The sequence below is a fragment of the Streptomyces sp. NPDC004327 genome, assembly GCF_042873935.1.
Lineage (GTDB): Bacteria > Actinomycetota > Actinomycetes > Streptomycetales > Streptomycetaceae > Streptomyces.
The window spans coordinates 162,950-175,575 of sequence record NZ_JBIAME010000003.1 but is presented as its reverse complement, the minus strand read 5'-3'; the positions used below and the strand labels follow the sequence as shown (position 1 = coordinate 175,575).

Sequence of the window (12,626 nt, the reverse complement as noted above, 5' to 3'; positions counted from 1 at the left end):
ATCCCTTCTCTCACAAGGAGTCACGCCATGTTCACCCGCACCCTCGAGGACGTCACCCCGGTCGAGTGGGGCAACGGCACCAGCCACCGGCTGCTGACCGAGGCCGACAAGATGGGCTTCACGGTCTGCAAGACGCTGGTCCGCGCGGGCACCAACTCCGCCCTGCAGTACCGCAACCACCTGGAGGCCTGCTACTGCATCGGAGGCTCCGGCTCGGTCGTGCACAAGGACGGCACCGTCTTCAAGATCACCGAGGGCACGATCTACGTCCTCGACGAGCACGACCCGCACTACCTCATCGCCTCCGAGCACGAGGACCTGCACCTCATCTCGGTCTTCAACCCGCCGCTGACGGGAACCGAGAAGCACAGACTCTCCGAGGACGGCTTCTCGCAGTACGAGGCCGCCCCCGCCGCCGTCCAGCACTGAGCCCCGCGCCTTCGCACGCGAGCCCGGCCGGGCCGCCCCTTCCCCTCCCCCCACCGCGGCCCGGCCCGGCCCTCACCCGCACCCGAGTGCCCGCAGCAGAAAGGAAGATCGTGACCGTCGACCTCGTCGCGCCCTACGCCGACGTCCTCAACGCCGACCTCGCGGAGCTGGACGCCGGGGCCGTCTTCTCCCGCGCCAAGTGGCAGGCGATCCAGGACAGCGGCATCCTGCGCACCCCGTTCAAGAAGGAGCACGGCGGCGCCGGGCACAGCTTCACCGAGACCATGCGGGCCCTGGAGGGGCTCGGCTACCACTGCCGGGACGCCGGCATCGCCTTCTCCACCTCCACCCAGATCGTGTCGCTGGCCACGCCCCTGGAGAAGTTCGGCACGGACGAGCTGAAGGCCCGCTACCTGCCGCGCATCCTGTCCGGCGAGGCCGTCACCGCGCACGCCATCACCGAGGAGTCCGGCGGCTCCGACGCCATGAACATCACCACCACCGCCGTCCGCGAGGACGACCACTACGTCGTCACCGGCGGCAAGATGTTCATCACCAACGCGCCCGTCGCCGACCTCTTCCTGCTGTACGTGCGCACCGGCAAGCCCGGCCCCTTCGGCCTGACCTGCCTGCTCGTCGAGCGCGACACCCCGGGCCTGGAGATCGGCGCGCCCATGGACAAGCTGGGCCTGCGCACCTCCCCGATCGGCCGGCTCGCCTTCGACGGGCTGCGGGTGCCGGTGAGCCGGCGGGTCGGCGCGGAGGGCGGCGGCTTCCTCGTCCTCGACTACGTGATGAAGCGCGAGATCCTCTACGCCTTCTCCCTCACCCTCGGCGAGATGCGCCACCGTCTGGAGAGCGTCCTCGCGTTCGCCGCGAAGCGCACCCAGTTCGGGCAGCCCATCGGCAGCTACCAGGCCGTCAGCCACAAGATCGTCGACATGCGGATCGCCGTCGAGACGGCGGCGAAGTGGCTCGCCGACACCGGCGCCAAGGCCGAGCGCGGCGAGGACATCTCCCTCGACCTGGCCGCCACCAAGATCGTCGTCTCCGAGGCCAACGTGCAGACCGCCCTGGCCGCCGTCCAGATCCACGGCGGGCGCGGGGTCCTCACCGAGTACGGCGTCGAGCGCGACCTGCGCAACTCGATCGCCGGAACGATCTACTCGGGCAGCAGCGAGATCCAGCGCAACCGCATGGCCGCCCTCCTCGGACTCTGACCCGCCGGCGACACCGACCGCGACGCGGAACACGACACCGACCGCGACGCGGAACGCGACTCCGACAGCGACTCCGACCGCGGCTACGACCGCGACTCCGACCGCGTCCCTGAGCTAGGAGCTCTCCTTCCCATGAGCATCGCCCTCGACGAACTGCACACCCTGACCAGGTCCACCGCCTTCCTCGACCACGAGTCCGACCAGGTCCAGAACTTCGTGGACTCCGTCGTCAAGGACCGGGCCGCCGACCGCCGCGAGAACGCCGTCGCCCTCTACTACGCCGTCCGCGACGGCCTCGACTACGAGGTGTACGGCACCGACCTCAGCCCCGAGGGGCTGCGCGCCTCCAGCGTCCTCGACGCCGGCCAGGGCTTCTGCCTGCACAAGTCGGTCGTGTACGCCGCCTCCGTCCGCGCCCTCGGCATCCCGTCGAAGCTCGTGTACGGCGACGTCCGCAACCACCTCGCCAGCCCGCGGCTCATCGCCCACATCGGCGGCGACGTCTTCTTCCACGGCCTCACCCAGGTCTTCCTGGACGGCAAGTGGGTCAAGGCCACGCCCGTCTTCAACAAGCTGCTGTGCCGGCTGTACGGGATGGACGCCCTCGACTTCGACGGCACCGCCGACTCGCTCTACCACCCGCACTCCGGCGCGGGCGGCAAGGGCGCCATGGAGTTCCTCAGGGACCACGGCGCCTACGACGACGTCCCGTACGACTTCGTCATGGCGCAGATGCGGACCCAGCACCCCGACTTCGTCCGCGGGGACGGGGAGGGCACCGGGACCGTCAAGGGCGGCTCGCTCGCCGCCGAGGCCGACACCGTCGAGAAGTGAGGACCGACCCGATGACCACCACCGCGCCCGCCGACGGCTGGGACGCCACCACCCGGATCGGCGTCGTCGTCCCCTCGGCCGACATCGGCCCCGAGGCCGAGCTCCGGGCGATGTCCCCGGCCGCCGTCTCCGTCCACGCCTCCCGCATCGACTTCGGCGGCATGCTGCCCGGCGGGCACATGGTCGCGGAGAAGATCCCCGAGGACCCCATCGCGGCGTTCGTCGAGCCCCCGGCCCTCGACAACGCCGTCAAGCTCCTGGCCGACTCGCCGCTGCACGCGCTCGTGCTCGGCTTCACCAGCTCCTCGTACGTCCTGGGCGCCGACGGTGAGCGGGCGCTGTACGAGCGGCTCGCGCCGGTCACCCGCGACATCCCGGTCACCGGCACCGCGAAGGCCGCCGTCGCCGGCTTCCGCGCGCTCGGCGCCGGGCGGATCGCGATCGTCAACCCGCCGTGGTTCGACGACAAGCTCTCCGCCCAGGGCGAGGAGTACTTCGCGTCGCAGGGCTTCACCGTCGTCCAGCACGGCCCGGTCGGGCTGCCGTCCCAGCAGACCGCGATCACCCCGGAGAACCTGTCGGAGTGGATCCGTACGACGGTCGCCGACGCCCGCCCCGAGGCGATCCTCGTCGCCGGCAACGGCATCCGCGCCGTCGGCACCGTCAGGGGCCTGGAGGCCGAGCTCGGCTTCCACGTGCTCACCGCCAACCAGGTCGTCCTGTGGCACGCCCTGCACCTCGCGGGCGCCGCCGCGACCGCCCGGACGATCACCGACTACGGGCACCTGTTCCAGGCCCTGCCTGCGGGAGCGTGACCGGATGCTGCCCGCCGACGGCTACGTCGCCGAGTTCACCACCCCCGAGGGCGACCTCTACCGCACCCCCCTCGTGTGCTGGCGCGAGGACGGCCCGTACGTCTACGGAGTGACGCTCCACAAGGGCGGACTGCGCCGCGCCGAGGAACTGCCCGGCTTCACGCGCTACGCCGCCAAGCCGGAGTGCGCCTGCGAAACGGCCGCGGTACCGGTGCCGGGCCTGGCCGGGCAGCTCACGAACCGGTAGGCACGGGGTCCCCCGCGACCGGGGACGCAAAGGCCCGCGCCTGCCCCGCCGGACCGCCCGCTCCCCTCCGTCCATCCCCGGGGAGCGGGCGGGCCGGCCTCGCCGTACGGGGCGACGGAATACGATCGGGGGCGTTGGCAGCTGCTGATGACAACGAGTCCAGTCGAAGGAGAATCACATGGCGCAGGTCGCGCTCAAGGGCAACCCCGTAACGGTCGACGGCATCCTGCCCGCCCAGGGCGCCGACGCTCCCGCGTTCACCCTGGTCGGCGAGGGTCTCGCGGACAAGTCGCTGAAGGACTTCGCGGGCAAGCGCAAGGTCCTCAACATCTTCCCGAGCGTCGACACCCCGACGTGCGCCGCCTCGATCCGCGCCTTCAACGCGAAGGCCGCCGAGCTCGACAACACCGTGGTGCTGTGCATCTCCGCCGACCTGCCCTTCGCGCAGGCCCGCTTCTGCGGCGCCGAGGGCCTGGAGAACGTGCAGAACCTGTCGACCTTCCGCGGCCGCGAGTTCCACACCGACTACGGTGTCGCGATCGCCGACGGCGCCCTGGCCGGCCTGACCGCCCGCGCGGTCGTCGTCCTCGACGAGAACGACAAGGTCCTGCACACGGAGCTCGTCAACGAGATCTCCCAGGAGCCGAACTACGAGGCCGCGCTCGCCGTCCTGTAGTCGCCCGCGACAGCCGTGACGGCCCGCCCTTCGGGGCGGGCCGCCGTGTTCTCCGGGCCGTTCCCCGGACTCCCGGGGTGCGCCCGCCTACGATCGGGGCATGAGACCTCGTTCCTTCCTCTCCCTCTGGTCGAAGGACTCCGCCCTGTCGATCGGGTCCGTCGGTTCGTTCCTGTCGATCGGGTCGGTCGGATCGTTCCTGTCGATCGGGTCGGTCGGGTCCGCGTTCTCCATCGGCTCGGTCGGGTCCTTCCTCAGCGCCGGATCGCTGCTGTCGGCCCGGTCGCGCTGGTCCGTCATGTCCTGGCGGTCCGTGCGCGGGGTCATGAGCCCGGGCCCGGGAGGCAGGGTGCCGGGCCGAGAGGGAGACTGAAGGGGTAGCACGGCCGTCTGACAGGGGTGCCCTGGAGGAGTGGTCATGGGCGGTACGGCTGTGGAGAACCTGCGCGAGCTGCTGCGCGGCGAGGTGATCGGACCGCAGGACGCCGGGTACGACGAGGCCCGGTCGGTCTACAACGCGATGATCGACCGGCGGCCCGCGGCCATCGCGCGGTGCGCGGACACGACGGACGTACGGGCGGTGGTGCGCTTCGCCCGCGACACCGGCATGGACATGACGGTGCGCGGCGGTGGGCACAGCGGCGGCGGGCTCTGCGTGTCCGACGGATCGGTGATGCTGGACCTGTCGGGGATGCGCTGGGTGCGGGTGGATCCGGAATCCCGGACCGCGCTGGTCGGCGGCGGCAGCCAGCTGGGCGACCTGGACCACGAGGCCCACGGCTACGGGCTCGCCACGCCCGCCGGGATCATGTCGACGACCGGCGTCGGCGGGCTGACCGTGGGCGGCGGGCACGGGCATCTGACCCGGGCGTACGGGCTGACGGCCGACAACCTGGTGGCGGCGGACGTGGTCCTCGCGGACGGCTCGTTCGTGACCGCGTCGGCGGACGAACACACCGACCTCTACTGGGCGTTGCGCGGCGGCGGCGGCAACTTCGGCGTGGTGACGGCCTTCACGTACGCGCTGCATCCGGTGGAGACGGTGGGCCTCGGCGTGACGCTGTGGGACCCGGAGTGGATCGGGCCGGTGCTGCGCTGGTACCGGGAGTACCTGCCGGCCGCGTCCGAGGAGCTGAACGGCTTCTTCGCGACGCTGGCGGTGCCGCCCGGGCCGCCGTTCCCCGAGGAGATCCAGCACAGGAAGATGTGCGGCGTGGTGTGGTGCCACACCGGTGCGACGGACGAGGAGAGCCTGGCGAAGGCGTTCGCGGACGTCGCCGAACCGGCGCCGCCCGCCTTCCACTTCGCGGTGCCCATGCCCTACCCGGCGGTCCAGTCGATGTTCGACGAGCTGATCCCGAAGGGGCTGCAGTGGTACTGGCGCGGTGACTTCTTCGACCGGATCACGGACGGCGCGATCGACGTGCACCGCGCCTTCCTGGAGCGCCTGCCGACCGAGCTGTCGACGATGCACCTCTACCCGGTCGACGGCGCCGCCCACCGGCCCGGGCCCATGGACACGGCCTGGGCGTACCGGGACGCGGTGTGGTCCGGCGTGATCGGCGGCATCAGCCCGGAGCCCGCTGACGCGGAGCGGATCCGCGACTGGGCGGTCGGCTACTGGGAGGCGCTGCACCCGCACTCGATGGGCGGCGCGTACGTCAACTTCCTCGGCGAGGACGAGGGCCAGGACCGGGTCCGGGCCACGTACCGCGGACACTACGACCGGCTGGCCGAGGTGAAGCGGACGTACGACCCGGACAACGTGTTCCGGCACAACCAGAACATCCGGCCCGCGGGCGGCTGAGCCGCCGCGCCGGCTACCGGACGACGTCCCAGACCTGCTTCTGCAGCCCGTTCGCGTACACCTCGTGCTCGGCCAGCGTCAGCTTGCGCGCGTCCACGTCCGAGGTGCTGAACAGCCGCTTGCCGGCGCCGAGGAGCAGCGGGAAGACGAGCAGGTGGTAGCGGTCGATGAGGCCCGCGTCCGACAGCGCCTGGTTGAGCGAGGCGCTGCCGTGCACGATGATCGGCCCGCCCTCGGTCTCCTTGAGCGCGGCGACCTCGTCGACGGAGCGCAGGATCGTGGTCTCGCCCCAGTTCGACACGAGGTCGTCGTCGGTGAGGGTGGTGGAGACGACGTACTTCGGCATCTCCTTGTAGTCCGCGAAGTCCGCCATGTCGGGCCACACGGGGCTGAACGCCTCGTAGCTGACCCGCCCGAGCAGCATCGCCGCGGCCTCCTTCTGCTCCCGCCCCTTGATCTCGAACGCCTCGGGCAGGAACTCGGTGTGCTTGAAGGTCCAGCCGGAGTTGCGGTAGCCGGGCTCGCCGCCGGGGGCCTCGACGACGCCGTCGAGGGAGATGAAGGCGGAGGTGATGAGGGTACGCATGGCGGGCTCCTGATGGCTTCTGGTCGTTCTCGGTCGTGCGCGCTGTTCTCGGAGGTGTAGACGTCGTCTCCGTCGAAAACTCATCGGTCGCCGGAGGATTCCTCCACCGGCAAGGATTCCATGATCGGCCAAGCGGACGGCGCCGAGCTGCTCCGGATCGACACGCTCTAACCCGTCACCAGTCCGACCGCGAGGACCGTGATCAGCGTGCTCGACGCCAGCGCCGTCGTCAGCCGTCCGCGCGGGCCCGTCAGGGTGCGGGCGAGGAGGGTGCCGCCGGTGGCGAGGAGGAGTTGCCAGGTGGCGGAGGCGAGGAGGGCGGCGAGGACGAAGGCGGTGCGGGCCGGGGGCGTGGCGGGGGCGGCGGGGCCCGTGGCGAGGACCAGGGCGGCGAAGTAGATCACCGTCATCGGGTTGAGCAGCGTGATGCCGAGGAAGGTGAGGTAGGCGCGGGCCGGGGTCAGGGTGGCCGCGCCGTCGTCGCGGGTGGCGAGGCGGCCCGCGCGGTGGGTGCGGACGGCCGCCGCGGCGGCGCGGGCCGCGAGGACGACGAGGACCAGGGCCGAGAGCCACCGCAGGGGCGTCATCACCGGGGTCAGCAGCGGCACGAGCGCCGAGCCGCCCGCGACCGCGAGGAGCGCGTACACGCCGTCCGCGGTGGCGACGCCGAGCGCGGCGCCCGCGCCCGTACGCCAGCCGGTGCGGGCCGTGACGGCGACCAGGTAGGCGCCGACGGCGCCGACGGGGATCGCGATGCCGTAGCCGGCCAGCAGGCCGGCCACCGCCGCGGCGATCACGGCGCGGCGGGAGTCGCTCCGGCCGGGGACAGGGGCTGCTGCTGTCGGCGGTAGGCCGAGCCGTCCTTCGTGCGGGCGAGCTGGCCGCCGATCACCAGGTAGCGGCGCAGCGCCGGGAAGTCCGCGTGCACGGTCTTCAGGGCCTCGTTGACCTCGCGCTCGCTGTAGACGCGGGCCGGCTCGAAGAGCTCGGCGGCGAGGTGGTCGAGCAGGGCGGCACGGCGCGCCGGGCGGCGCGGGATGGCCTTGAGGCGCCCTTCGGCGGTGAACAGGTCTGCGGTCATGGCACGCAGCTTGGCGCCCGGCCGCCGCCGCCCGCAAAGGGATTTCGGGTTCAGCGCCCGACCATGACGTTCACCGCCTCGTCGATCCTCGGCATCACCGGCGGCGTCCCCGACGACCGGAAGATCGGCGTCGCCTTCTCCACGAACGCCTGGAACGCCTCCGCCGACTCCCAGAAGTCGACCACCCGCCAGCCGCCCGTGCCGTCCGGGCCCGCCGCGTGGGCGAGGAAGCCGGGCATCGGCCACCAGTCCGCGGAGGTGATCTGCTCGGTGTTCTGCTCGTACTGCTCCTTCGTGCCGCCGGGGATCTCGACGGTGACGATCACGGGCATGGTGCGCTCCTGACGGATGCGGGAAGGGCGGGGTGCCGACCACCCACCAGCACAGCAGTCGGCACCCCGCCCCGCACCACGTCACGCCCGATCGGGCGACCCCCCGGCTACCTGCCCAGCCGGTAGCGGATCTTCTTCACCAGCTCCTTCAGGTCCGGTGCCCGCAGCAGGCTGTAGTGGTCGGCGTCCAGCTCCACGACCGTCGGCGGGCGCGTCGACCAGCCGGTCGTGCCCTCCAGGAAGGAGTAGTCGTCGCCCTGCGCCTTGAAGAGGGTGACCGGGCAGGACACCCGGCGCTCGGTCAGCTCCTTGAAGGTGTACGTGAAGTCGAAGGTCTTCTCGACGATCGCGATGATCCGGGCGACCAGCTCCGGATCGAGCGCCGGGAACCGCTCCGTCACGTACTTCGCGAAGCCCTCCGCGTCCGACGCCGGCACGTCGCCGAGCGCGCCCGCGAAGACCGAGTAGAGGATCTTGGTGAAGCCGGGGTTGTCGTACGAGGCGCCGCCGGCCGCCGACTCCTCGCGCACCTTCGGCGAGCCCGGCGCGATCAGGAACAGGTGCTCGACCTGCTCGCCGGCCGCCTCCAGGAGGTGCGCCGACTCGAAGGCGACGCGCGCGCCGAAGGAGTAGCCCCACAGCGTGTACGGCCCCGAGGGCTGGCGGCGGCGGATCGCGGCGACGTCGGCGGCGGCCATCTCGCGGATGGTGTCGTACGGGGTCTCGCCGCGGTTGATGCCGTGCGCCTGGACGCCGTAGAACGGCCGGTCGATGCCGATCTCCTCCGCGAGGAAGCGGAGGTTCATGGTGTAGCCGCCGAGGCCCGGCCAGCAGTAGACCGGCGACTGGGCGCCGTCGGCGTGCAGCCGGACGAGCCGGGACGCCGGGGTCGCGGCGGCGCCGTCGAGGCGGTGGGCCAGCTTCTCGATGGTCGGGCACTCGAAGAGGATCTGCAGCGGCAGCTGGGACTCGCCGCCGAACTCCCGGTTGATCTTCGTGATGAGCGCGACCGCGATCAGCGAGTTGCCGCCCGACTCGAAGAAGTCGTCCTGGACGGAGACCGCCTCGACCTCCTCGTACTTCAGCGCCGCCGCCCAGATCTCCGCGATCCGCCGCTCGGTGCGGGTGCGCGGCAGGACGTGCGGGCGGCCGTGCAGGCCGGCGTTGACGACGGCGAGGTCGGCGAGCGCCTTGGTGTCGACCTTGCCGTTGGCGGAGAGCGGCAGCCGGTCGAGGACCACGACCCGGTTGGGGATCATGTAGTCGGGCAGGTGGTTCACCAGGTCGTCGCGGATCATCTCCGCGGGGCCCTTCATGTGGACGGAGTCCTCGTACATGCCCTCGCTCAGCCGCTGCTCCTCGCTGATCCGGCCGCCGACGAAGAAGTACGAGGGGCCGGTCGGCCGGCCGGCGGCGGCGAGCAGCTCGTCCATGCGGCGGGCGGCGGGCAGCGGGTTGCCGGACATCGAGCTGTAGCCGGAGGACATGAACCCGAGGCCGTGGACCTCCGAGCCGAGCTGGAGGCGCTGGAGGGCGCGGCCGAGGTCGATGTACGAGCGCCAGGCCGCGTCGGGGGCGCCGGTGCGGGCGATCACACAGACGCCGAGCGAGGCCCGGTCGTACACCGCCTGGTTGATCGCGATGACGTGCTTCTTCTCCACCCGGCCGTCGCCGATGCGGGTCAGCCCGCCCTCCTCGTACGCGTACTGGCCCGCGTCCAGGTCGGCGATCCGCCCCGGGTGCGCCTGCACGTACAGGTCGACGTCGGGCCCGGACGCCGACTCCTCGTCGTACGGGGTGAGTTCGAAGAGCCCCAGGTCCGTCTCGTCGCCGGGGTCGCCGCCGCGCACCGGGCGGATGTCCAGGCCGAGCGGCGGCAGGATCTCCTCGAAGAGGCCGACCATGTGGCCGGTCTCGATCTCCAGCACCTCGCGGATGTTGTTCTTGTAGACCGGCTCGATGGCCTCCCACTTGCCGCGGAAGCCGAAGCGGACGAAGGGCTCGCCCTCGTCGGTGGACGCGGGCTCCGTCAGGTACAGCTGGTGGTGCACCGGGTGGTAGTAGTACGTGCCCGGCTCCAGGCCGGCGATGCCGCGCACCTCCACGTACAGCTGCGTCGCGTACAGCGCGCCCGGCGAGGCGTAGCCGTACTTCGGCAGCAGCCGCTCCTCGCTGAGGAACTGGCCGAACCAGCGCAGGATCTCGCCCAGGTCGGCGGCCGCGAGCGTGCCGACCGCACGCGAGCCGATGCCCTCGGGGCGGCGGGCGAGCACACCGAGGACGTCGGCGCGGGAGACCGGGCCGCCCTCGTAGAAGCGGTAGGTCTTGCGGGCGAAGACGGCCCGGCGGGTCCGCTCGGCCGGGGTGCGGCCGGGCAGTTCGACGACCGGGCGGCCGGCGAGCGCGGCCGCGTCGAGGGTGCCGGCGTTGGACAGCTGCGCCTTGACCTGGAGCTTCGATTCCTTGGACTGGTGGTGGGCGCCGTGGTTGCCCTGGTCCATCAGGGCGGCTTCCTTCGGGGAGAGCTCGACGCAGGCGACCAGGTTCTGGAAGCCGGTGCGGGGCTCGTTCTTGACGATGACGGCCGCGCTCTTGACCCAGTCGTGGTTCTCGATGGCGAGCGCGATCTCGTCGAGCTCGACGCGGAAGCCGCGGAGCTTGATCTGGTTGTCGGCGCGGCCCGCGAACTGGACGGTGCCGTCCTCGTTCAGCGTCGCCAGATCGCCCGTGCGGTAGAGCCGTTCGCCGTTCTCGGCGGTGATGAACTTCTCGGCCGTGAGCTCCGGCCGGTCCAGGTACCCCCGCGCTACCTGGACGCCGCCGACGCACAGTTCGCCGTCGCGTATGTGGAAGCTCGTCTGGTGGGCCGGTCTGCCGATCGGTATCGCGGACGGGCCGGCGGCGACGGTCGCGCGGTCGACGGTGTGGGAGGAGGCGTTGATGGTGCACTCGGTGGGGCCGTACAGGTTGACCAGCTCGGCGTCCGGCAGCTCGGCGAGGACCTGGACCGCGAGGTTGCGGGAGAGGATCTCGCCGCCCGAGTAGACGCGGCGCAGCGTGGTGCAGGAGCCGAGGCGTTCGGTGTCGACGAGGGCCTGGAGCAGGGTCGGAACGCACTGGAGCATGGTGGCGCCGTGCCGGCGCACGGTGTCGACGAGGCCCTCGGGGTCGCGGTAGACGCCGGGCGGGCCCATGGCGACGCGGGCGCCGACGGCCGGGGCGAGGATCTCCCACTGGGCGGCGTCGAAGCTCATCGGGGTCTTCTGGACGACGGTCTCGCCGGGGCCGAGCCGGTGCTCGGCGGCCATCCACCGCATCTGGGAGACGATCGAGCCGTGCTCGACCATGACGCCCTTGGGCTTGCCGGTGGAGCCGGAGGTGTAGATGACGTACGCGAGCTGGGTCGGTGCCAACTCGGCGTCGGCGAGGGGCTGTTCGACACCGGCCGTGCGCCAGGCGTGCTGCACGGCGTCCTTGAAGGTGACGACGGTGGTGCCGGGCGGGGCGAGTTCGGTGACGCGCTCGCGGAAGCGTTCCTGGGTGAAGACGACGCGGGCGCCGCTGTCCTCGATCATGTAGCGCAGGCGCTCCTCGGGGTACTCCGGGGAGAGCGGGACGTACGCGCCGCCGGACAGCACCACGCCCCATGTGCCGATCATCAGTTCGAGTGACGGTTCGACGTGGACGCCGACGCGGTGGTCGGCGGCGACGCCGAGGGTGCGGAGGTAGCCGGCGAGGACGGCGGCGCCTTCGTGGAGCTCGCGGAAGGAGAGGGTGTCGTCGCCGAAGACGACGGCGGTGTCGTCTGGGCGCCGGGCCGCCTCGTCGTGCAGGAGCCGGTCGAGCGTGGGCATGGGGGTCCCTTCGTCTGCGGGGACGAGGGCGGCGGCAGGGTGCCGGCCGGTGGGGGGTTGTGCCCACCCGTTCCGCCCTGCGGAAACGAATGCCCACAACCCCCGCCCCATGGCGCCCGGGCCCACCGCCCTCAGCGGTAGATGAGAAGTTCCTGCTCCGTCGCGCCCGTCAGTTCGTAGCGTGTCCGTACCAGCGGGCGTCCCGAGTAAATGCGGATCAAGGTAGCGGCGTCGCCGTGGAAGCGGGCCGGCTCACGGCCCTCGATGGCGTTGCCGAGGTCGACCTCGACGGTGCGGTCCGCCAGGGTGCCGACCAGGCGGGGCGTCTCCCGCTTGCGGCTGGTGACGGACAGCAGCGGCAGCGCCAGGTCGAGCGCATCGCCGCAGTACGCGCCGGGCTCGCCGAAGGCTTCCCGTACGTCTCCGGCGTGCACCCACTCGCCGAGGGCGACCGCGTCGAGCCGGCCGTCCTCGCGTGCGGCGATGACCGGCCCGGCCTCGCTGAAGCCGCGCTCCAGCTCGTCGAGGATCCTCTCCAGCGGCCAGTCCTGGCGCTCGGCCACGTCGCAGGCGTTGGCGTCGGGCAGGAACACGCCCTCCTCAAGCCGTCCCTCGACGATCCTGATGAGCGCCGCCGCGCAGTGGGCGAGCACCTGCCGGGCGGTCCAGCCGGGGCAGGCGGTGCGGTTCTCGTACGCCTCCGCGGGCGTACGGCGCAGCAGCGGCATCAGCAGGTCCCGCTCCG

Annotated in this window: 14 protein-coding genes; 8 read left to right on the top strand and 6 right to left on the bottom strand. The window is 71.8% G+C overall.

Annotated features, from left to right (window positions below; genetic code table 11):
* The first annotated feature begins 27 nt into the window (after window positions 1-27).
* The 8 genes from ACFYU9_RS11285 (at window position 28) to ACFYU9_RS11250 (ending at window position 6,028) form a co-directional block, all read left to right on the top strand.
* Window positions 28-429, top strand: a complete 402-nt coding sequence (locus tag ACFYU9_RS11285) for an ectoine synthase (protein WP_389205093.1) — start codon at window positions 28-30, stop codon at window positions 427-429.
* A 110-nt stretch (window positions 430-539) separates the two neighbouring features.
* The gene (locus ACFYU9_RS11280) at window positions 540-1,649 is read left to right on the top strand and encodes an acyl-CoA dehydrogenase family protein (RefSeq protein WP_389205094.1); all 1,110 of its coding nucleotides are present in this window, start codon (window positions 540-542) and stop codon (window positions 1,647-1,649) included.
* Window positions 1,650-1,781: 132 nt separating this feature from the next.
* Window positions 1,782-2,483, top strand: a complete 702-nt coding sequence (locus ACFYU9_RS11275) for a transglutaminase family protein (RefSeq protein ID WP_389205095.1) — start codon at window positions 1,782-1,784, stop codon at window positions 2,481-2,483.
* A gap of 11 nt (window positions 2,484-2,494) precedes the next feature.
* Window positions 2,495-3,298, top strand: coding sequence for a maleate cis-trans isomerase (locus ACFYU9_RS11270; protein WP_389205096.1), 804 nt, complete (start codon window positions 2,495-2,497; stop codon window positions 3,296-3,298).
* A gap of 4 nt (window positions 3,299-3,302) precedes the next feature.
* The gene (locus ACFYU9_RS11265; protein WP_389205097.1) at window positions 3,303-3,545 is read left to right on the top strand and encodes a DUF6253 family protein; all 243 of its coding nucleotides are present in this window, start codon (window positions 3,303-3,305) and stop codon (window positions 3,543-3,545) included.
* Between the two features lie 178 nt (window positions 3,546-3,723).
* Window positions 3,724-4,221, top strand: coding sequence for a thiol peroxidase (gene tpx, locus ACFYU9_RS11260; protein WP_389205098.1), 498 nt, complete (start codon window positions 3,724-3,726; stop codon window positions 4,219-4,221).
* 100 nt (window positions 4,222-4,321) lie between these two features.
* Window positions 4,322-4,594 carry a hypothetical protein gene (locus ACFYU9_RS11255; protein ID WP_389205100.1) on the top strand — a complete coding sequence of 91 codons (273 nt, stop codon included), beginning with the start codon at window positions 4,322-4,324 and terminating at the stop codon, window positions 4,592-4,594.
* A 45-nt stretch (window positions 4,595-4,639) separates the two neighbouring features.
* Window positions 4,640-6,028: an FAD-binding oxidoreductase gene (locus ACFYU9_RS11250; RefSeq protein WP_389205101.1), complete on the top strand. Its 1,389-nt coding sequence runs from the start codon at window positions 4,640-4,642 to the stop codon at window positions 6,026-6,028.
* A gap of 13 nt (window positions 6,029-6,041) precedes the next feature.
* Here ACFYU9_RS11250 and ACFYU9_RS11245 read toward each other — a convergent pair whose 3' ends face one another.
* From ACFYU9_RS11245 to ACFYU9_RS11220, 6 genes are all read right to left on the bottom strand, one after another.
* The gene (locus tag ACFYU9_RS11245; protein ID WP_389205102.1) at window positions 6,042-6,614 is read right to left on the bottom strand and encodes a dihydrofolate reductase family protein; all 573 of its coding nucleotides are present in this window, start codon (window positions 6,612-6,614) and stop codon (window positions 6,042-6,044) included.
* Window positions 6,615-6,781: 167 nt separating this feature from the next.
* Window positions 6,782-7,411 carry a LysE family transporter gene (locus ACFYU9_RS11240; protein ID WP_389344298.1) on the bottom strand — a complete coding sequence of 210 codons (630 nt, stop codon included), beginning with the start codon at window positions 7,409-7,411 and terminating at the stop codon, window positions 6,782-6,784.
* Window positions 7,408-7,695: a DUF2087 domain-containing protein gene (locus ACFYU9_RS11235; RefSeq protein WP_389205104.1), complete on the bottom strand. Its 288-nt coding sequence runs from the start codon at window positions 7,693-7,695 to the stop codon at window positions 7,408-7,410. Before ACFYU9_RS11235 ends, ACFYU9_RS11240 begins: the two co-directional genes overlap by 4 nt.
* Before the next feature lie 50 nt (window positions 7,696-7,745).
* A complete protein-coding gene (locus tag ACFYU9_RS11230; RefSeq protein WP_389344296.1) occupies window positions 7,746-8,027 on the bottom strand; it encodes an antibiotic biosynthesis monooxygenase in 282 nt (93 codons plus the stop codon).
* Window positions 8,028-8,134: 107 nt separating this feature from the next.
* Window positions 8,135-11,881: an amino acid adenylation domain-containing protein gene (locus tag ACFYU9_RS11225; RefSeq protein WP_389344294.1), complete on the bottom strand. Its 3,747-nt coding sequence runs from the start codon at window positions 11,879-11,881 to the stop codon at window positions 8,135-8,137.
* Window positions 11,882-12,012: 131 nt separating this feature from the next.
* Window positions 12,013-12,609: a maleylpyruvate isomerase family mycothiol-dependent enzyme gene (locus tag ACFYU9_RS11220; protein WP_389205107.1), complete on the bottom strand. Its 597-nt coding sequence runs from the start codon at window positions 12,607-12,609 to the stop codon at window positions 12,013-12,015.
* Window positions 12,610-12,626: the final 17 nt, after the last annotated feature.